The sequence below is a fragment of the Streptomyces longhuiensis genome (genome assembly GCF_020616555.1).
Classification (GTDB): domain Bacteria; phylum Actinomycetota; class Actinomycetes; order Streptomycetales; family Streptomycetaceae; genus Streptomyces; species Streptomyces longhuiensis.
The window spans coordinates 5,749,713-5,770,340 of the sequence record NZ_CP085173.1 but is presented as its reverse complement, the minus strand read 5'-3'; the positions used below and the strand labels follow the sequence as shown (position 1 = coordinate 5,770,340).

Below are 20,628 nucleotides of genomic sequence, written 5' to 3'. Positions count from 1 at the left end.
ACGGAACGGGCCCCGGAGGGGTGTGCTCCGGGCCGTCAAGGGATCAACGAAACCGCAGGCGGCCGCCCGCACACCAGGGATGCCTACGGTGTCCAGCTCCGCAGGATCGCGTCGAACTGCTGCCGCGCCTCGTCCCAGTCGGCCGACGGCACGGACAGATAGATGGCGTACTCGGTGCCGTCGTTCTCGACGTACGTCTGCTCGATGGCATGCCGCGGGCCCGACGTCGTGTCCTTGTCGCCCGCGGTCCAGGTGAACTCCCAGAGGGATCCCTGCCGGTCACGGAAGGTGTTGGGCTGCAGGTTGACCTGCTGGTAGGCGGGCAGCTTCGTGACCTGCCGCTCCAGGTCCAGCTGGTGGTGGTACGAGTCGGGCCAGTCGGGGGACTTGTCGACGGCGATCCGCACGAAGTGGGCGCCGCCGTCCGGTGTGTAGTCGACCTGGGAGCCGTCCGCCTGCCGCTTCCAGCCCTTCGGCAGCTTGAGGCTGAACCCCTCGACGTCGTGGACCTCGACCCAATCGTCCGGGATGCTCCCGGCCTTGTGCTGATCGCTGCCGGAACCCGCCGAGGCACTCGCGGCCTTGTCCTTGCCGGAGTTCGTGTTCGACGAGGTCCGGTGACTCAGGTAGTGGTTCCCGGCGAACACCCCGCCGCCGCCGACGAGCGCCGCCGCCAAGGCCACGGCGAGGACCCGCGGCCACTTGCGGCGACCGGCCGCGGGGACCGCCGGCATGGCGGCGTGATGCACGCCTACCGCAGTCGAGTTCTCCGGGGGCGTCGGCGGCGCCACGGCATGCACCTGCGTGGGCACGTAGGCCTGCGCCGCGCTGGACCGCCGCCCCTCGGCGGCCTCCGCGAGCATCGCCTCGGCCTCGTCGGCGGACGGACGCGCGGCCGGGTCCTTGCGCAGCAGCGCCTGAATGACGGGCGCGAGGGCGTCCGCGTGCAGGAGTTCGCCCGGCTCGTCCTCGACGACGGCCTGCATCGTGCTGATCGGCGACGTGCGCCGGAACGGGGACTTCCCCTCTACGGCCGTGAACAGCGTGGCGCCCAGCGCCCACAGGTCGGACGCGGGCCCGGGTGCCGCGCCGCTGACCCGCTCGGGCGCCAGATAGTCGACCGAGCCGACTATCTCGCCGGTCCGCGTGATCGTCGAGTCGCCCTCGACCTGCGCGATCCCGAAGTCCGTGAGCAGCACCCGTCCGTCGCGGGCGAGCAGGACGTTGCCCGGCTTCACGTCGCGGTGCAGCACGCCGGCCGCGTGCGCGGCGCGCAGCGCCCGCAGCGTCCACAGGCCGATACGGGCGGCCTCGCGCGGCAGGATGCGGCCCGACTCCTTCACCGCGTCCGCGAGCGAGGGGCCCTCGACGAGCTCCATCACGATCCACGGCCGGTCGTCGTGCTCCAGCACGTCGTGGACGGTGACGACCGCCGGGTGGTTGATGCGCGCGGCGGCCCGCGCCTCCGTCTGCGTCCGCGTGAGCAGCACGGCGCGGTCGGCCTCCTGCACGTACTGGGCCGCCGTCAGTTCCTTTACGGCCACGGCACGGTGCAGCACCTCGTCGTGCGCGCGCCACACCCGGCCCATGCCGCCGCGCCCGATCGAGTCACCGAGTCGATAGCGGCCCGCGAGGAGCAGGCCTTGCATCTGATTCACGTTCCCCCGCAGGCGCATTGGTCGTGCCAGGACCGGTCATGGCCTTGACAGAGCCACATTAGGGAGCGGCCCAGGCACAGGGAACCGGCGGGGGTGCACGGAGACCGCACTGTGACGCTTGTCGCCTGCCGGGACGGCAGCCGACAGGTCATCAACTAGGCGCATTCCGTGCGCTTGTACGTCACCGGACGTTGCCTCGGCCGGCGCTCCGGCACATCACCGGACATTGCCTCAGCCCGCACCCTGACCCAAAACCCGGACGCCGCCTCGGCCCGCGCCCCGACCCATCACCGGACGCCGCCTCGGCCGATGCTCTGACAACTCACCGGACGCTGCCTCACCCCGTGCTCCGATACGTCGCCGACGCCTGCTCGTACAGGCGCGTCACCTCGTCGCGCTCGGCCTCGGGACCCCGTAGCTGCACCACGTGGTAGCGGCCGCCCACGATCATCGCCAGGTTGCGCACGTACGTCTCGCGGCCCGCCGAGTTCTGCCAGGTGAACTGGCCCTCGGCCATGGCCCGCCCGCCCACGTCGATCCGGCGCATCCCGCTGGACGTCGCCCACGTCGAGTCGCGGAACGGCTGCAACTCGCGCTCCTTCTCCCGCTGGTACGTCATGGGATCGCTGCCGTACGCGGACGTGCTGTCGCGGCCCGGGACGACGACGAGCTCGAAGTCGCCGTGCGTGTAGAGGACCTGCCCCTGTCCGTTCCTGCCCTGCCGGTTCCAGCCCTTGGCGACGGCGACGCGGAACCCTTCGGGGTCCTTGCGCAAGGTGAAGCCCTGCGCGACCTCGGGTTCGGACGAGTCGGTCTGCGGATCGGTGGCGAACGGGGTCGACGAGCTCTTGCCGCCGTTCTTCCCCTCGCCCTCGGCGGATTCGCCCGCCGAAGGCGCCGGCGTGGACCTGCCACCCTCGGGCGCGGGCCGGCCCCCGCCGGTGGCGCCCGCGTGGTCAGTCGCACCGTCGCCCGGCGTGCCGCCGCTCGGCTCGGCCTTCGGCATGAAGACCACGGCGTACGCGACCGCGGCGGCCAGGCCGAGCAGGACGAGAACGAGCAGGGTGCGGCCGAGCGAACGGGGCTTCCTGGGCTGCCGATCCGACGGGGCGCGACGCTCCGGCGAGCCCCGCTCCGGCCGCGTGCGACCCTCCGCCTGCATGCGGCGCTCGGCCTGCTGCGGATGCGCCCTGGCCCGCTTGTGCCGCGCGTGCCCGACCCCGGTCCCGGCCTGGGCGGCGGAGCGCCGACGGCGCCTGCGCACGAGCTCGCCCCGGCGCCGTACGACCGGCAGCCGCGTGGCGTCGAAGGGGGGCGCGGCCACGACGTTCGCGCCCGCCTCGGGCTCCGGCGCGGACCGCACCAGCGACCTGAGCCACCCCCGCAGCTCCTCGAAGTCGAGGCGCTCCGTGGGGTCCTGACGCAGCAGCGACTCGACGACGGGCCGCAGCGGCCCGCACTCCTCGGCGAACGCGGGCGGCTCGGCGCACACCATCTGCACCAGCTCGCCGGTGTTCTCCTCCGGGTACGGGGCATGCCCCTGGACCGCGCGGAACAGGAGGGCGCCGAGGGCCCACAGGTCGGTGGCCGGGCCGATCGGGGCGGCCAGCTGCCAGTTCTCGTGGACGGGCCCCGCCTGCTCGGGCGCCCAGCGCTCCGTGACGGGCCCGACGACGGTCATCCGCGCCTGCCGCGCGCGGTCGGCGGCGAGGGCGGTGGTGGGCCCGCGACCGGCCGCCGGGGCCGCCTGCTGCGCGGGGATGAGCTGGTCCCAACGCGTGGCCCCGGACGCTCCGGGCGCGGGGGCGGAAGTCTCAGGGGTGGGAGCGCTCGGCTCGGGCTGCTCCATGCCGGGCCGCGGGGTCGCCCCGTGCCAGGGACGCTCGGCGGAGCCGCGTACGCCGTAGGGGTCGTCGATCCGGCCGGGCTCCGCGCCGCCGCTGTGCGCGCCGCCGCCCTGCCCACCGGCGCCGGGCTCGCCTCCGTGCTCCGCGCCCGGTCCGCGCCGGGGCGGCCCCGGCGTCCCGTCGGCGTCCACGGCGCCGCGCGCGGCGGCCCGCGCACCCGCCCGGTACGCGGCTATCGCCCCCGCGCGCGCGGCCCGCGGGTCGCTCCCGGCCTCGAGCGCGGCGGGCCGGGACGGCGCGGGAGCAAAGGCGGCGGGAGGCACGTAGGGCGGCGCGGGCGCCGAAGGCTGCGGCTCCTGGGGGGCCGGGGGTGCCGGGGCAGCGGGAGGCGCCGGCGTCGGGTCGTAGCCGCACAGCGCCTCCTCCGCCGCACCGGCCGCGAGTCCGGTCAGCACGATCCGGCCGTCGTCGCACACGAGGACCGTGCGGGCGGTGATGTTCCGGTGGACCCAGCCGTGGGCGTGCAGCGCGCGCAGCGCGGTGAGGACGTCGGACGCGACCTCGGCCGCCCGGTACGGGGACAGCGGCTCCTCGGCGAGCAGCGCGGCGAGCGGCCGCGCGGAGACGACCTCGCTGACGATCCACAGCGAACCGCCTTCGGCGAACACGTCGAAGACCTGGTCGAGCCTTGGGTGATCGGGTATCTGGGCGGCGGCCTGCGCGGCCTCGATGGCGCGGCGCACCGCGGGGTCCGCCGGCCTCCGCGTGGTCCGCGCCGCGTCCCCCCGCTCGCGCCGGCCACGCGACTCGCGCGGTACGAACCCGTCCGGTAGCCCTTCGGCGTCGAGCACCTCGGCCTCGACGACTTCGGGTAACGGCACCTGCCTGACCAGGACTTCCTGGCCACTGTAGGTGTCGAACGCCCGCGTCTGGGCGAACTCGTACGCGTCGGCCGGCGACAGCGGCAGGCGGTAGCGGTCGGCGAGCACCCGCCCGGCATACTCCTCCACGACGCGTCCCCCTGTCCGCCCGGTGGTCAATTCCGTTCGCTTTGCGCCCTGTTGTGCGCAGTGATGCGTCCCGATACGGCTGCGCACGGTCCGCAAGCACTCACGATACGTGCCGGACTGCCTTCAGGCTCAGGACTTCGGCTTGAAGGTCTTGGTGAACGTCTGCCAACTGGCCTTGCGCTGCGCACCGTCCCAGTCGGCGGCCTTGGCCGTGTACATCAGGCCGTACCCCAGACCGCTGTTGACCACGAAACCGCGGTCCGTCGAGCGGTACTTGGTGCCTCCGTCGACGTACGTGAATTCCCAGTCAGCCGTGTTCCAGCCGCGGAAGTCGACCGCCGCGATGCGTATCCGGTCGTACTGGGAGCGGCGCATGTACTGCTCCTGGTTGCGCCAGTCCTGGACCGGGTTCGACTTGGGCGTCGTCGTCCAGCCGACGAGCAGCTTCTGCCCGTCGGGGCCCACGAAGCGGGCCCCCGCCGCGCTCGTCGAGCTGTACTTCCAGCCCTTCGGCAGCCCGATGGAGAAGCCCTGGTCGTGCTTGTACGTCGAGTCGGCGCCACTGCCGCCCGGGACCCCGCTGCCGCCGCTGGTGCTCTCGGGCGACGCACCCTGGCCGGTGTCGCTGTCCTTGTCTCCGCCCTTGTCGGTGTCCGAGCCGGAGCCCTGCCCCTTGTCGGAACCCTTGCCGTCGCCCTGGGCGGCATCGTTGCCGCTGCCGGACCCGCTGCCCTTGTCCTTGCTACCGCTGCCGCCACTGCCCCCGGTCGCTCCCGCGGAGGCGGACTTGTCGCCGTCCTTGGCGGAACTGCCGTCGTCGCCACCGCTGAACGCGATGCCGATGACGGTGCCGATCACGGCGAGCGCGACGAGCACCGCGACGATCACGAGGGTGCGCCGCGGAACCACGTCCGTGAGCGAGGCCCTGGTCGCCGGCGTACGCGGCGGCCCGGCAGGCTGCGCCGGAACACCCGAACCGCCCTTCCCGACCGCGGGATGCGCGGAGGCCTCCGCCGTGTCCGCGGCCCCGCCACTCTTGCCGGCCGCACCGGCCGCCGTCGCGGCGGTGGCCGCGGCAGCGGCTTTCCGCACCGACCGCAGCGCACCGCGCAGCTTCTCGGCGGCTTCTTCGCCCCGCTTGCCCGCGCCGATGCCGTCACCGGCGTCCGCGGGGCTGACGGAAGCGGCCGAAGCCTCGGCCCCCGCAGCAGCCCCCGCCGACGCCGAACTTCCCTTGCCGAAGCGCACCTTGGGCGTCTTCGGCACCTTAGGCGTCTGCTCGGGAATGGGCGGCAGCGGCACGACCTTGGTCGCGTCGACCGGCTCGGGTTCCTCGTCCTTGGGCTCGGGAGCGTGCAGGACGTCGTTGAGGAGGGCCCGCGCCCCGGCGTCGTCGAGCCGCTGCTCCGGGTCCTTGGCGAGCAGCCCGTAGATGACCTTCTCCAGCGGCCCCGCGTTCTTGGGCGGGTCGACCGGCTCGGTCATGACGGCCGTCAGGGTCGCGATGGCGGACCCCTTGTCGTACGGAGGAACACCCTCCACCGACGCGTACAGCAGTCCGCCGAGCGACCACAGGTCGGCGGCGGGACCGGGCTTGTGCCCGCGCGCCCGCTCCGGCGAGATGTACGAGGGCGCGCCGACGAGCATGCCGGTGGACGTGATCGAGGGGTCGCCCTCGACCTGGGCGATGCCGAAGTCCGTGAGGACGACGCGCCCGTCCTCGGCGATCAGCACGTTCGACGGCTTCACGTCGCGGTGCAGGATGCCCTCGCGGTGCGCCGCGCGCAGCACGTCGAGGATCGCGAGCCCGACCTCGGCGGCGCGCCGCGGCTCCAGCAGGCCGTCCTCGCGGATCTGCTCCGCGAGGGACTTGCCCTCGACGAGTTCCATCACGATCCACGGCCGGTCGTCCTCGTCGACCACGTCGTAGACCGTCACCGCGCTGTTGTTCCGGATCCGCGCGATCGCCTTCGCCTCACGCAACGTTCGCGTGATCAGGCGCCGCTTCTCCTCGTCGTCGATGCTCGACGGGAACCGCAGTTCCTTGACGGCGACCGTCCGGCCGAGTGTCTCGTCCTTCGCCCGCCACACGGTGCCCATGCCGCCGCGGCCGAGGACTTCTCCCAACCGGTAGCGCCCGGCGAGGAGACGTGCGCTCTTGTCCTGACGAGCTGTGCCCGCCTGCTCCGCCTCCGACATGCGTCCCCTCTGCAACCCGCCCTGACAGAGCCTTCATTGTCCCTTACCCGGGGACCACTCCACGCCCAGGGTCGGACGTCCCGCATGATGGACCCACACACGGAGGGACCGTCATGCCCGTACTTCGGACACTGCTGGCGATACCCCTGGCAGCGACCCTCTTCTGTATGTTTCCGGGCAGTTCCACGACGCTCGCGGCCCCGGCCACGGACGCCACTCTTCCGTTGCTGGTCACAGAGGGCAAGGCCCCCGCCGCGGCACTGCTCGCCCGCGAGGGCAGGACGACGCGCTTCGTACGCACCGGCCCCACGATCCGCCGCACCGACCACTTCCGGGCCGGGAGCATCACGAAGTCGTTCATCGCGACGGTCGTGCTGCAACTCGCCGCCGAACACCGCCTGCACCTCTCGGACACGGTGGACGACCACCTGCCTGGCCTACTGCGTGACCACTCCGTCTCCCTCCATTCGCTTCTCACCCACACCAGTGGCCTGCCCGACTTCACGGCGCGCACGCACGGCACGATCCCGGAATCCCCCAGAACGGCCGTACAACTGGCCGAGTCCGACCCGCCGATCCCGCGCGACCACTGGTCGTACTCGAACACCAACTACGTCGTGCTGGGCATGGTCATAGGCCAGGTCACAGGCCACTCGTACGCGACCGAGGCCCGCCGCCGCATCATCGAACCGCTCCACCTCACCGGCACGTCGTTCCCCGGCACCCGCACCACACTGCCCACGCCACACGGCCGCGCGTACGACGCGACAGGCGACGACGTGACCACTCTGAACCCGCGCGTGGCCGGCGCCGCGGGCGAACTGATCTCCACCCTCACCGACCTGAACCACTTCTACACGGCCCTCCTGAAAGGCCGCCTCCTCCCCCCGAGCCAACTCCGCACGATGCTCAACACCCGCACCGCACAAGGCCACTACGGCATGGGCCTCTACCCCACGAAGCTCCCCTGCGGAACGACGATATGGGGCCACAACGGCCGAATCGAGGGCAGCTACGTCCGCACAGCGGCAACGAGAACGGCGTCAAGGGTGATCACGTTCCGCACGAACACAGACACCCCGAAGAACACCCCCGACCTGGAACACCGCCTACTGACGGCAGAGTTCTGCCCACCCACACCCACCAGCGGGCCGGACGCCTGAGGCCAAGTACACCACTCAGCCCGTACGGCGCTTGAGGCCGAGCGCACCTTCCAGCCCACCCAGTACCTGAGGCCGAGCACACCCCTCACCCTGCCCAGCACCTGAAGACGAGCGCACCTTCCAGCCCGTCCGGCACCTGAGGACGAGCACACCTTTCCAGCCCGTCCGGCGTTTGAGGACGAGCGCACCTTTCCAGCCCACCCAGCACCTGAGGCCGAGCACACCCTCACCCTGCCCAGCACCTGAGGACGAGCGCACCTTTCCAGCCCGTCCGGCGTTTGAGGACGAGCCCGCAGGGCGAAAGGGGGGCCTGGGGGCACAGCCCCCGGCGCAACCCCGGCTCACCCCATCACAGCGGCACAATATCCGGCGCCCCCAGCCGCGCCGCATCGGCCGAGAGGTCATCCGGCTGACGCTGAGACTCCCGCTCCGCCTGCACGCGCTTCTCGTAGTGCTCCACCTCCCGCTCGATCTGGTCCTTGTCCCAGCCGAGCACCGGAGCCATCAGCTCCGCCGCCTCACGCGCACACCGCGTCCCCCGGTCGAACGTCTCGATCGAGATCCGCGTACGCCGCGTCAGCACGTCGTCGAGATGCCGCGCCCCCTCGTGCGAGGCGGCGTACACGACCTCGGCCCGCAGATAGTCGTCGGCGCCGGTGAGGGGCGCGCCGAGCCCGGGGTCGGCGGCCACCAGGTCGAGCACCTCCTCCGCCAACGACCCGTACCGGTTGAGCAGATGCTCCACCCGCACCACATGGAGCCCGGTCCGCGCGGCGATCCTCGCCCGCGCGTTCCACAGCGCGTGGTAGCCCTCGGCCCCGATCAGCGGGACGTCCTCGGTGACGCAGTCGGCGACGCGCTGGTCGAGCCCGTGCACCGCCTCGTCGACGGCGTCCTTGGCCATGACCCGGTACGTCGTGTACTTGCCGCCCGCCACGACGACGAGCCCCGGCACGGGGTGCGCCACCGTGTGCTCGCGCGAGAGCTTGCTCGTGGCGTCGGACTCGCCGGCGAGCAGGGGCCGCAGGCCCGCGTAGACCCCCTGGACGTCGTCGCGCGTGAGGGGCACCGCGAGCACCGAGTTCACATGCTCGAGGAGATAGTCGATGTCGGCGCTGGAGGCCGCGGGGTGCGCCTTGTCGAGGTCCCATTCCGTGTCCGTGGTGCCCACGATCCAGTGGCGCCCCCACGGGATCACGAAGAGGACGCTCTTCTCGGTGCGCAGGATGAGCCCGGTCGTCGAGTTGATCCGGTCCTTGGGCACGACGAGGTGGATGCCCTTGGACGCGCGCACGTGGAACTGGCCCCGCTCGCCCACCATCGCCTGGGTGTCGTCCGTCCACACGCCCGTCGCGTTCACGATCTGGCGGGCGCGGATCTCGTACTCCCCGCCGCCCTCCACGTCCTCGACGCGGGCGCCGACGACACGCTCGCCCTCCCGCAGGAACCCGGTCACACGCGCCCTGTTGGCGACTTTCGCCCCGTACATCGCGGCCGTGCGCACCAGCGTCGCGACATACCGCGCGTCGTCCATCTGCGCGTCGTAGTACTGCAGGGCGCCGACGAGCGCGTCCTTCTTGAGCGCGGGCGCGACCCGCAGCGCGTGACGCCGACTCAGATGGCGGTGCATGGGCAGCCCGCGCCCGTGCCCGCGCGCCATGGACATCGCGTCGTACAGGGCGACGCCCGAGCCCGCGTACAGCCGCTCCCAGCCCTTGTGCTGGAGGGGATACAGGAACGGGACCGGCTTCACGAGATGCGGGGCGAGCCGCTCCAGGAGCAGCCCGCGCTCCTTCAGCGCCTCGCGCACGAGCGCGAAGTCGAGCATCTCGAGATACCGGAGCCCGCCGTGGATCAGCTTGCTCGACCGGCTCGATGTGCCGGAGGCCCAGTCCCGCGCCTCGACCAAACCGGTGGACAGACCCCGGGTCGCGGCGTCGAGCGCGGTGCCCGCGCCGACCACCCCCGCGCCCACGACCAGGATGTCCAACTCCCGCTCGGCCATTCCCGCGAGCGCCTCGGCACGCTCCGCCGGTCCCAGTGTCGCTGTCCTCACTGCTACCTCCCGCTGTCGGTCAGTCGGCGTCGGTCCAGTCGGTCCCACCGGTGTCACCTGTCTGATGCGCCCCGGCTCTCATCACCCATGCACCGATTCTGACCGCCGTGCCCGACTTCAGCCACCACTCACCCGCAGCCTGTGGACAACACTCCCGGATTCCCGGGCAGGCAATACCGCATAACGGTCATATTTACTCCTAGTCTGACATTGCGCTCGTCCATCCTGTCCACAGGACTTGCGCTCTCCTCCCGCTCCGGCTATTGGGAAGGACGGCCCACCGCCATGCCCGCAGATCTCGCCGTCATCGGACTCGGTCACCTCGGCCTGCCCCTCGCCCAGGCCGCCGTCGCCACCGGCATCGCGACCATCGGCTACGACCCCGTACGCGCCACCGACCTCGCGGCCGGCCGGCTCCCCGGCGACGGCGCCGAGGGAACCCTGACCGCCGCCGACATCCGCCGGATGCTCTCGGGGGGCTTCCGGCCCACCGGCGACCCCATCGAACTCGGCCGCGTCCGCACCGCGGTCATCTGTGCCCCCGCGCCCCTCGGCGCGGACCGCTCCCTCGACCTCACGCAGCTGACCGACGCCACGCGCGCCCTCGCCACCCGGCTGCGCCCCCACACCACAGTGATCATCGAGACCCCGGTCGCCCCCGGCACCACCGAAGGCGTCCTGCGCCCCCTCCTGGAGGACGGCTCGGGGCTCCGGGCCGGCCGCGACTTCCACCTCGCCTACTCCCCCGGCCGCCTCGACCCCGGCAGCCGCACGCACGCGTACGCCACGACCCCCAAGGTCATCGGCGGCCTCACCCCCGCCTGCACCGAGTCCGCCGCCGCCTTCTACGGCCGCCTGTCCGACAAGGTGGTTCGCGCGCGTGGACCACGCGAGGCCGAGACCGTCCAGCTCCTGGAGACCAACTACCGCCACGTCAACATCGCCCTGGTCAACGAGATGGCCGTCCTCTGCCACGACCTGGGCGTCGACCTGTGGGACGTCATCCGCTGTGCCGAGACCAAGCCGTTCGGCTTCCAGGCGTTCCGCCCCGGCCCCGGCGTCGGCGGCCACGGAGTCCCCCAGGACCTCTCACGCCCGCCCGTCCCGGTCCGCCCCCTGCGCATGGTCGAACTGGCCCAGCAGGTCAACCACCACATGCCCCAGTACGTGATCCAGCGCGCCGCCACCCTCCTCAACGAACACGGCAAGTCGGCCCGCGGCGCCCGGGTCCTGCTCCTCGGCGTCACGTACAAGCCCGACGTCGCCGACCTGGAGGGCACCCCCGCCCAGGAGATCGCCACCCGGCTGATGCAGCTGGGCGCGGCGGTCAGCTACCACGACCCGCACATCCCGTCGTGGAACGTCCTCGGCCACCCGGTCCCCCGCGCGGACTTCCTCTACGAGGCCGCCGCGGACGCCGACCTGACGATCCTGCTCCAGCAGCACCGCACGTACGACCTCCAGGGCCTGTCCGTGAAGGCCCAGCTCCTCCTGGACACCCGGGGCGCCACCCCGATGGGCGCGGCCCACCGCCTGTGAGAAGCCTTCTACGTAGATCCGTAGACCTGTGAAGCCCCTCTACGTGGAAGGGGCCCGCACCGAAACAGTGCGGGCCCCTTCCACGTAGTACTGCGTCAGCGGCGGTGCTGCGAATCCGCCACCGTGACCTCGACCCGCTGGAACTCCTTGAGCTCGCTGTAGCCGGTCGTCGCCATGGCGCGCTTGAGGGCGCCGAAGAAGTTCATCGAACCGTCCGGAGTGTGCGAAGGCCCGGTGAGGACCTCCTCCGTCGTACCGACGGTCCCGAGGTCGACCTTCTTGCCGCGCGGCACGTCCTCGTGTACGGCCTCCATGCCCCAGTGGTGGCCGCGGCCGGGCGCGTCCGTGGCGCGCGCCAGCGGAGAGCCCATCATCACGGCGTCGGCGCCGCAGGCGATGGCCTTCGGCAGGTCGCCGGACCAGCCCACGCCACCGTCGGCGATCACGTGCACGTACCGGCCGCCGGACTCGTCCATGTAGTCGCGGCGGGCTGCGGCCACATCGGCCACGGCGGTCGCCATCGGCACCTGGATGCCCAGCACGTTGCGCGTGGTGTGCGCGGCGCCGCCACCGAAGCCGACGAGCACACCGGCCGCGCCGGTGCGCATCAGGTGCAGCGCGGCGGTGTACGTGGCGCAGCCGCCCACGATGACCGGCACGTCCAGCTCGTAGATGAACTGCTTCAGGTTCAGCGGCTCGGCGGCACCGGAGACGTGCTCGGCGGACACGGTGGTCCCCCGGATCACGAAGATGTCGACGCCCGCGTCCACGACGGCCTTGGAGAACTGGGCGGTGCGCTGCGGCGACAGCGCGGCGGCGGTGACGACACCGGAGTCGCGCACCTCCTTGATGCGCTGCCCGATCAGCTCCTCCTTGATGGGAGCCTCGTAGATCTCCTGGAGGCGGCGCGTGGCGCTCTCCGTGTCCAGCTCGCCGATCTCGTCGAGCAGCGGCTGCGGGTCCTCGTAGCGGGTCCACAGGCCCTCGAGGTTCAGCACGCCGAGGCCACCGAGCTCCCCGATCCGGATGGCCGTGGCCGGCGAGACGACCGAGTCCATGGGAGCCGCCAGGAACGGCAGCTCAAAGCGGTAGGCGTCGATCTGCCAGGCGATCGAGACCTCCTTCGGGTCGCGCGTACGACGGCTCGGTACGACGGCGATGTCGTCGAAGGCGTACGCCCGGCGGCCGCGCTTGCCGCGCCCGATCTCGATCTCAGTCACGTGTGTGGCCTTTCCCTCTGCGTTTCAGCGCCTTCCAGTATCCCCGACATACGCGCCAGGGGCGGCCCCGGGAACCCCGGGGCCGCCCCTGACCCTGTCTTCGACTGTCTGCGCCTACTTGCTGCGGCTGTAGTTCGGTGCTTCGACCGTCATCTGGATGTCGTGCGGGTGGCTCTCCTTGAGGCCCGCGGACGTGATCCGCACGAAGCGGCCCTTGGTCTCCATCTCGTCGATGGAGGCGGCGCCCACATAGCCCATCGTCTGGCGCAGGCCGCCGACGAGCTGGTGCAGCACGTTGGCCAGCGGGCCGCGGTAGGGCACCTGGCCCTCGATGCCCTCGGGCACGAGCTTGTCGTCGGAGGCGACCTCGGCCTGGAAGTAGCGGTCCTTGGAGTACGACCGGCCCTGCCCGCGGGACTGCATCGCCCCGAGGGAGCCCATGCCGCGGTACGACTTGAACTGCTTGCCGTTGATGAACAGCAGCTCGCCCGGGGACTCCTCACAACCCGCGAGGAGGCTGCCCAGCATCACCGTGTCGGCGCCGGCGGCGAGCGCCTTGCCGATGTCGCCGGAGTACTGCAGACCGCCGTCACCGATGACCGGGACGCCGGCGGCGCGGGCGGCGAGAGCCGCCTCGTAGATGGCGGTGACCTGCGGGACACCGATACCGGCGACCACGCGCGTCGTGCAGATGGAGCCGGGGCCCACACCGACCTTCACGCCGTCGACACCGGCGTCGATCAGGGCCTGCGCGCCGTCACGCGTCGCGACGTTGCCGCCGATGACGTCGACGCCGACGCTGGACTTGATCTTCGCCATCCAGTTCAGCGCGTTGCTGTTGTGTCCGTGCGACGTGTCCACGATGAGGAAGTCCGCGCCCGCCTCGGCCAGCGCCTGAGCGCGCTCCAGGGCCTCGGGGCTGGCGCCCACCGCGGCACCGACGAGGAGGCGGCCCTCGGCGTCCTTCGCGGCGTTCGGGTACTGCTCGGCCTTCACGAAGTCCTTGACCGTGATGAGGCCCTTGAGGACGCCCGCGTCGTCGACCAGCGGAAGCTTCTCGATCTTGTGGCGGCGCAGCAGCTCCATGGCGTCGACGCCGGAGATGCCGACCTTGCCGGTCACGAGCGGCATCGGCGTCATGACCTCGCGCACCTGCCGGCTGCGGTCGGACTCGAACGCCATGTCGCGGTTGGTGACGATGCCGAGCAGCTTGCCCGCCGGGTCGGTCACCGGGACGCCGCTGATGCGGAACTTCGCACACAGCGCGTCGGCCTCGGCCAGCGTCGCGTCCGGGTGCACGGTGATCGGGTCGGTCACCATGCCGGACTCGGAACGCTTCACGAGGTCGACCTGGTTGACCTGGTCCTCGATCGACAGGTTGCGGTGCAGCACGCCGACGCCACCCTGCCGCGCCATGGCGATGGCCATGCGGGACTCGGTGACCTTGTCCATCGCCGCCGACAGCAGCGGAATGTTCACGCGCACGTTGCGGGAGATCCGGGACGAGGTGTCGACCGCGTTCGGGAGGACCTCGGACGCGCCCGGCAGCAGCAGCACGTCGTCGTAGGTCAGCCCGAGTGTCGCGAATTTCTCGGGCACTCCGTCGACGTTTGCAGTCATGACACCTTCCCCAAATGGCCTTGATCGGTGCGGATGTCCATGCTAACGGGATCCGGAGGTGTCTCATTCCACGATCAAGATCAGCGAGCAGATTTGTACGTTCACACGTGCGCAGGCCGGGGCCCGCCCAGAGTGCGCCTCACGCGCGCGTGGCGCGTCTCACTCAACGAATCAGTGCTCGGCCCGCGGTTCGGCTCACCACTCGGGCCCTCGCCTCACTGCGCCTCGGTACTTACGCGGCCTGCTCGGCTCACTGCTCGGCGAGCGCCCGCAGCCGGCTGAGCGCGCGGTGCTGGGCGACGCGGACGGCGCCCGGCGACATGCCGAGCATCTGTCCGGTCTCCTCGGCGGTGAGGCCGACGGCGATCCGGAGCAGCAGCAGCTCACGCTGGTTGTCCGGAAGGTTGGCGAGAAGCTTCTTCGCCCACTCGGCATCGCTGCTGAGCAGGGCCCGCTCCTCCGGTCCGAGCGAGTCGTCGGGCCGCTCCGGCATCTCGTCGGAGGGCACGGCGGTGGAACCGGGATGCCGCATGGCGGCGCGCTGCAGATCCGCGACCTTGTGCGCGGCGATGGCGAAGACGAACGCCTCGAAGGGGCGCCCGGTGTCCTTGTAGCGCGGCAGCGCGAGGAGCACCGCGACACAGACTTCCTGCGCGAGATCCTCCACGAAGTGCCGTGCGTCACCCGGCAGTCGGGTCAGACGGCTGCGGCAGTAGCGGATGGCGAGGGGGTGGACGTGCGCGAGAAGGTCGTGCGTGGCCTGCTCGTCGCCCTCGACGGCGCTGTGGACCAGTTCGCCGATGGCTCCTCGGCCGGCTGCCTCGTCGTCGCGCATCGGTCCATGGTGCCTTGGCGGCGTCCGGTCCGTGGCACCGCGTCCGTAGTTGTGCACTGAAGCGTTATGAGCAGGTGCGCCGGAACTCATCTCGTGCGCCCTCCCCTTCCGCTCGGCCGACTCGTCCCTGAGGAACTCCACAACTCAAGGATGCGGCATGTCCGGCGAAACGAGGACCGGCGGCCGTCCGCAGCCCCGTCCGCCCTGGGGCGGACGGGGATCGCTGTGCCCCCGCGGCGGCGCACCGTGCGCCTTAGCGGACCAGGCCCCAGCGGAAGCCGAGCGCCACGGCGTGCGCGCGGTCCGAGGCGCCGAGCTTCTTGAAGAGGCGGCGTGCGTGCGTCTTGACCGTGTCCTCGGAGAGGAAGAGCTCGCGCCCGATCTCCGCGTTGGACCGGCCGTGGCTCATGCCCTCGAGCACCTGGATCTCACGCGCCGTGAGCGTCGGCGCCGCACCCATCTCGGCCGACCGCAGTCTGCGCGGCGCGAGCCGCCAGGTCGGGTCGGCGAGCGCCTGCGTCACCGTGGCACGCAGTTCGGCACGCGAGGCGTCCTTGTGCAGATAGCCGCGGGCACCGGCGGCGACGGCGAGCGCGACACCGTCCAGGTCCTCGGCCACGGTGAGCATGATGATGCGCGCACCGGGATCGGCGGACAGCAGTCGCCGGACCGTCTCGACGCCGCCCAGACCGGGCATGCGTACGTCCATCAGAATCAGGTCCGAGCGGTCGGCGCCCCAGCGGCGCAGGACTTCCTCGCCGTTGGCCGCGGTCGTCACGCGCTCTACGCCGGGGACGGTCGCGACCGCGCGGCGGAGCGCTTCTCGGGCAAGCGGGGAGTCGTCGCAGACGAGGACGGATGTCATGACCGTCCTCCGCAGCTGATGCGCGTCACCTTGGGCCTCCAGGCTGGTACGAATCGTCACCTGTGCGGTCGACGCTCTCGGACAGATGCCCGAGCGCTTGTTCTTTCAACCGCCTCCGCACTCTCAACGACGGTCACCCGAAAGAGTTACGGGTTCGACGGTCTGCTTCGGCACTCTACGTGAGGGACCGGACACAGAGCAGACGGCGCAAGCGACCCACAAGGTTTCACCACAAGCCGTGCCCCATTTAGCCCTTTTTCTTCACTTTCAGTGGTGTCTGAGGCTAGATTCGCAATGAGTCATATTTTCATCTCCTTAGACAGTAGATGTACGGTTCTTGGGCACCTTCCCGCGTCAGAACGGCTACAAGGGGACACAGCAATGGCAGATTTCTCCCGCCTTCCCGGACCGAACGCAGATCTGTGGGACTGGCAGCTCCTCGCGGCCTGCCGTGGGGTGGACAGCTCGCTCTTCTTCCATCCGGAGGGAGAGCGGGGAGCGGCGCGCAGCGCCCGTGAGAACTCGGCCAAAGAGGTCTGCATGAGGTGTCCGGTGCGCGCGGAGTGCGCTGCTCATGCGCTCCAGGTACGCGAGCCGTACGGCGTGTGGGGCGGCCTGACCGAGGACGAGCGCGAGGAGCTCATGGGCCGCGCCCGCAACAGACTCGTCGCCGCCGCACCGGCGCCGGCGGGCGGCGCCCCACCCGGGGTGAACGGCTGAAGGAACGTTTTTCCAAGGCAGGCACGCCCTTGACGTGCCCGTGGGCCTGTAAGGGCCCGATCAGCGGGCCGCGGCCCGCGCCAGGTGGTCGAGCATGGCTGCCACGGCCGGCACCTGGGCCAGGTCGGGCAGTGTGAGGGCGACGATCTCGCGCTGCACAGCCGGCTCCACCGTCACTGTCCGTGCACCCTTGGGGCGTACGGATTCGATCGCGAGTTCCGGCAGGACCGCCACACCGAGGCCGGCGCCGACCAGGCCGATCACCGCCGGATAGTCGTCGGTCGCGAAGTCGATGCGCGGAGTGAATCCCGCGCCCTCGCAGACCTCCACCAACTGCCGGCGACAGCGCGGGCAGCCCGCGATCCAGGGTTCGTCGGCCAGCTCACCGATGGAGACCGCGTCCGACTTGGCCAGCCGGTGCCCCTCAGGGACGAGTCCGACGAGCCGGTCGGCCAGCAGCGGACGTACGACGAGGTCGTCCCAGTCCTCCGCGGCCTGCGCCCCTTCGTAACGGAAGGCCAGGGCCACATCGCAGTCACCCTCACGCAGCATCCCGACCGAGCGCGGCGGCTCCGCCTCCACCAGGGAGACGCGGGTGCCGGGGTGCGCGGCGCGCAGGGCGGCCAGCGCCGTGGGGACGAGCGTGGAGCTGCCGCTGGGGAACGAGACGAGCCGGACACGACCCGCGCGCAGGCCCGCGATGGCGGCGACCTCTTCCTCCGCCGCGGTCAGCCCGGCCAGGATTCCCGCCGCGTGTCGCACCAGAGCTTCACCCGCCTGAGTGAGTCGCATCTCGCGACCCGTACGGATGAGGAGCGGGGTGCCCGCGGAGGATTCGAGGGCCTTCATCTGCTGGCTGACCGCCGGCTGGGTGCAGCCGAGTTCGCGGGCGGCCGCCGAGAAGGAGCCGGTGGCGGCCACGGCGCGCAGGACACGGAGATGACGGGCCTCGATCATTCCTTAAGCATAAGGGAGCCTTGGATGCAACGGGAAATAATGCGTCGACGCTTTGGCGTCGCGTCGCTTAGCGTGCCGTCATGAAGCTTCTGTCTCTGAACGTGGGTCGCCCCGAGGCCAGTGAGCACACCGACCAGGCCGAGGGCGTGACCGGTATCGACAAGCGACCGGTCCCGGGCCCCGTCCGGGTGGCGGCGCCCGGGCCCAAGGGGGTCGGCGCCGGCGGCGTCGAAGGGGACGCCGTGTGCGACAAGCGCCATCACGGCGGCGACGACCAGGCGGTCTACGCCTTCGCCCGCGAGGACCTCGACGAGTGGGAGGGCACGCTCGGCCACGATCTGCGCAACGGCTCGTTCGGCGAGAACCTCACCACCGAGGGTGTCGACGTGACGGGCGCGAAGATCGGCGAGCGCTGGCGCGTCGGCCCCGACCTGATCCTCGAGGTGGCCTCGGGCCGGATCCCCTGCCGCACGTTCCAGGGCCACCTCGGCGAGAAGGGGTGGGTCAAGCGCTTCACCGCGCGGGCCGCGCCCGGCGCGTATCTGCGGGTGATCGAGCCGGGCGCGATCCGGGCGGGCGACACGATAGAGATCGTCCACCGGCCCGACCACGAGGTGACCGTCGCCTTCCAGTTCCGGGCCGTCACGACCGACCGGGACCTGCTCCCGCGGCTGCTCGTCGCGGCGGACGCACTCGACCCCGAGGCAGTCGAGGCGGCTCGTACGTACGTGGCGAAGTACGGAGACGGGGACACGGCGGGCGGCGTGGCGTAGGGGTGGAGCGGGCCCGGGCCGCGCGGCGGTGGCGGGCTTGAGCGCGCGGCGCCGGCGGCCTTGGTCCGCGCGGCGGTTGGGGAACTGGGCGCGCGCCGGTTGCGCACCTGGTCGCGAGCGTCGCGACGGTGACGACCGAACCGGCCACGTGGAGAACGCGCTTGAAGCGGGACAGGGGCCGAGCTTCCCGTCCGCCCCACGTCCCTCACGTCGGGGACGGCCTCGGCGACTACTCGAATTGCCCTCGTGTACAGGCAAGTTGGAGCTACCGGAAAGCCAAAGGGCCCTGCGTGGGTACTCCTTCCCGATACTCCGTACATGTCCGCTGTCGTCCTCTCTCTCACGAGGACAGCGGTGTGACGGGGCAGTTCATGGTCGTGGACGAACGTCAACGCGCGGGGACTCCCGAGCGTGGTCATGCCCACGGCGGTCACTAGCCTTGCCCCATGACTACCGCTCTGATTACGGGATCCACCTCGGGGATCGGTGCCGCGTTCGCGCGCCGGCTCGCCGCGGACGGCCACGACCTCGTCCTGGTGGCGCGTGACACCAAGCGGCTGCGGGAGCAGGCCACCGAGCTCCACGACCGGCACGGCATCGAGGCCGAGGTGCTCACGGCGGACCTCTCCACCGACGAGGGCATCGGCGCGGTCGAGGCACGACTGACCGACGGCAAGCGTCCGGTGGACCTGCTGATCAACAACGCGGGCTTCGGCAACAAGGGCCAGTACCTGGAGGTGCCGCTCGCCGACGAGTTGACCATGCTGAAGGTCCACTGCGAGGCGGTCCTGCGGCTCACGTCCGCAGCGGTGGCACCGATGCGTGAGCGCGGCAGGGGCGGCGTGGTGAACGTGGCGTCGGTGGCGGCGTTCGTGCCGCGCGGGACGTACGGCGCGTCGAAGGCGTGGGTCGTGCAGTTCACGCAGGGCGCGGCGCGGGACCTGGCCGGCAGCGGTGTGCGGCTCATGGCGCTCTGCCCGGGCTTCGTCCGTACGGAGTTCCACCAGCGGGCCGACATGGGCACCGACAACATCCCCAAGTGGATGTGGCTCGACGCCGACAAGCTGGTCGCGGCGGGGCTCGCCGATCTGGCGCGCGGCAAGTCGCTGTCGATCCCGGATCCGCGGTACAAGACGCTGATGGGTGTCGTGAAGCTGGCGCCTCGCGGGCTGCTCGGCGGTGTCACGGCGAAGACGGGGCGCAAGTACGGGCCTCAGTAAGGCGCGGCGAGTGCGGGGCCGGGTCCGGGTCCGGCGGAGCCTCGGCTCCGCCGAAGCCCGGTCGCGCTCCCGGTCCCGCCAACGCCCGGTCCCCCCGCTCCCGCTCCGGTTCCCGCCGGGTCGTTACACGGCGGTGGGAGGATGGAGCTGTCCGGACCTTACGCAGGGGGGCCGGAAGGTGGCGTCATGACGTTCGTGCAACTGATCGACTGCAAGACCAGCCGATTCGACGAGATGAACCAGCTCATGGACACATGGGCGGAGCGCACCAAGGGGAAGCGGACCGCGACGCACAGCGTCGTCGGCAAGGACCGGTCCGACGCGTCGCACTTCATCGAGATCGTGGAGTTCCCGTCGTACGAGGAGGCGATGCGGAACTCGAACCTTCCGGAGACCGACACGATCTTCCGGGAGATGGTCGCCCTCTGCGACGAGATGCCCACCTTCACCGACCTCGAGGTGGTGCGGGACGAGCAGTTGTACGCGGGCAACGCGCGTCGGTTCTTCGAGACGGTCGCCACCGAGGGTGAACTGCCGCCGCTCAACGACCTGCTCGCGGAGGACTACCACGACCACGACCCCGGCAACGTGACGGACACCATCGGTCTCGACGCGATGCGGCGCGAGATCGAGATGTACCGCCGCGGGTTCGACATCGACTTCACCATCGACGACCAGATCACCGAAGGCGACCGCGTGTGCACGCGGTGGACCTTCAAGGGCGACCACAACGGCGACTTCATGGGGATTCCGGCGACGGGCAAGCAGGTCACGATGACCGGCGCGACCATCTTCCGGTTCCAGGAGGACGGGAAGATCGTCGAGGGCTGGTGGCACAACGACCGGCTGGGGCTGATGGCCCAGCTCGGCGCGCTCGATCAGCTCGAGTCCTGACCGCTCGGCCCCGGCCCCGGCGCCGCACACGCGCCGAGGCCCGGCCCCGCGA

Annotated in this window: 15 protein-coding genes; 6 read left to right on the top strand and 9 right to left on the bottom strand. The window is 71.3% G+C overall.

The genetic code is table 11. The features are described 5' to 3' along the window. Positions 1-83: 83 nt before the first annotated feature. The 3 genes from LGI35_RS26780 to LGI35_RS26770 all read right to left on the bottom strand — a co-directional run bounded on the left by LGI35_RS26780 (position 84) and on the right by LGI35_RS26770 (position 6,714). Entirely contained in the window at positions 84-1,649 is a 1,566-nt protein-coding gene (locus LGI35_RS26780) for a serine/threonine-protein kinase (protein ID WP_227300517.1), read from the bottom strand. Between the two features lie 346 nt (positions 1,650-1,995). Next, the gene (locus LGI35_RS26775; RefSeq protein ID WP_227296819.1) at positions 1,996-4,515 is read right to left on the bottom strand and encodes a protein kinase; all 2,520 of its coding nucleotides are present in this window, start codon (positions 4,513-4,515) and stop codon (positions 1,996-1,998) included. Between the two features lie 129 nt (positions 4,516-4,644). After that, complete coding sequence (locus LGI35_RS26770) at positions 4,645-6,714, bottom strand: serine/threonine-protein kinase (RefSeq protein WP_227296818.1); 2,070 nt, start codon at positions 6,712-6,714, stop codon at positions 4,645-4,647. Positions 6,715-6,827: 113 nt separating this feature from the next. Here LGI35_RS26770 and LGI35_RS26765 point away from each other — a divergent pair, with 113 nt between their 5' ends. Next, positions 6,828-7,877, top strand: a complete 1,050-nt coding sequence (locus tag LGI35_RS26765; protein WP_227296817.1) for a serine hydrolase domain-containing protein — start codon at positions 6,828-6,830, stop codon at positions 7,875-7,877. A 349-nt stretch (positions 7,878-8,226) separates the two neighbouring features. Here LGI35_RS26765 and LGI35_RS26760 read toward each other — a convergent pair whose 3' ends face one another. Beyond that, on the bottom strand, positions 8,227-9,933 hold the full coding sequence (locus LGI35_RS26760; RefSeq protein ID WP_227296816.1) for a glycerol-3-phosphate dehydrogenase/oxidase: 1,707 nt from the start codon (positions 9,931-9,933) through the stop codon (positions 8,227-8,229). 285 nt (positions 9,934-10,218) lie between these two features. Between LGI35_RS26760 and LGI35_RS26755 the strand changes: the two genes are divergently transcribed. After that, positions 10,219-11,472, top strand: a complete 1,254-nt coding sequence (locus LGI35_RS26755) for a nucleotide sugar dehydrogenase (RefSeq protein ID WP_227296815.1) — start codon at positions 10,219-10,221, stop codon at positions 11,470-11,472. Between the two features lie 95 nt (positions 11,473-11,567). Here the strand turns inward: LGI35_RS26755 and LGI35_RS26750 are convergent, their stop codons facing one another. The 4 genes from LGI35_RS26750 to LGI35_RS26735 all read right to left on the bottom strand — a co-directional run bounded on the left by LGI35_RS26750 (position 11,568) and on the right by LGI35_RS26735 (position 16,012). Beyond that, positions 11,568-12,692, bottom strand: coding sequence for a GuaB3 family IMP dehydrogenase-related protein (locus tag LGI35_RS26750; protein WP_116510973.1), 1,125 nt, complete (start codon positions 12,690-12,692; stop codon positions 11,568-11,570). A gap of 114 nt (positions 12,693-12,806) precedes the next feature. Then, positions 12,807-14,312, bottom strand: coding sequence for an IMP dehydrogenase (guaB, locus tag LGI35_RS26745; RefSeq protein ID WP_227296814.1), 1,506 nt, complete (start codon positions 14,310-14,312; stop codon positions 12,807-12,809). A 250-nt stretch (positions 14,313-14,562) separates the two neighbouring features. Continuing rightward, positions 14,563-15,147 (bottom strand): sigma-70 family RNA polymerase sigma factor, encoded by a 585-nt coding sequence (locus tag LGI35_RS26740; RefSeq protein ID WP_227296813.1) that lies wholly within the window; start codon positions 15,145-15,147, stop codon positions 14,563-14,565. 253 nt (positions 15,148-15,400) lie between these two features. Next, complete coding sequence (locus LGI35_RS26735) at positions 15,401-16,012, bottom strand: response regulator transcription factor (protein ID WP_003948568.1); 612 nt, start codon at positions 16,010-16,012, stop codon at positions 15,401-15,403. A gap of 381 nt (positions 16,013-16,393) precedes the next feature. Here LGI35_RS26735 and LGI35_RS26730 point away from each other — a divergent pair, with 381 nt between their 5' ends. Further along, a complete protein-coding gene (locus tag LGI35_RS26730; RefSeq protein WP_227296812.1) occupies positions 16,394-16,732 on the top strand; it encodes a WhiB family transcriptional regulator in 339 nt (112 codons plus the stop codon). A 60-nt stretch (positions 16,733-16,792) separates the two neighbouring features. Here LGI35_RS26730 and LGI35_RS26725 read toward each other — a convergent pair whose 3' ends face one another. Further along, on the bottom strand, positions 16,793-17,689 hold the full coding sequence (locus LGI35_RS26725; RefSeq protein ID WP_227296811.1) for a LysR family transcriptional regulator: 897 nt from the start codon (positions 17,687-17,689) through the stop codon (positions 16,793-16,795). An 80-nt stretch (positions 17,690-17,769) separates the two neighbouring features. Between LGI35_RS26725 and LGI35_RS26720 the strand changes: the two genes are divergently transcribed. From LGI35_RS26720 to LGI35_RS26710, 3 genes are all read left to right on the top strand, one after another. Then, entirely contained in the window at positions 17,770-18,462 is a 693-nt protein-coding gene (locus tag LGI35_RS26720; RefSeq protein WP_227296810.1) for an MOSC domain-containing protein, read from the top strand. A 446-nt stretch (positions 18,463-18,908) separates the two neighbouring features. Then, entirely contained in the window at positions 18,909-19,682 is a 774-nt protein-coding gene (locus tag LGI35_RS26715) for an SDR family NAD(P)-dependent oxidoreductase (protein WP_227296809.1), read from the top strand. Positions 19,683-19,868: 186 nt separating this feature from the next. Continuing rightward, positions 19,869-20,576, top strand: coding sequence for an ester cyclase (locus LGI35_RS26710; RefSeq protein ID WP_227296808.1), 708 nt, complete (start codon positions 19,869-19,871; stop codon positions 20,574-20,576). The last annotated feature ends 52 nt before the right edge of the window (positions 20,577-20,628 follow it).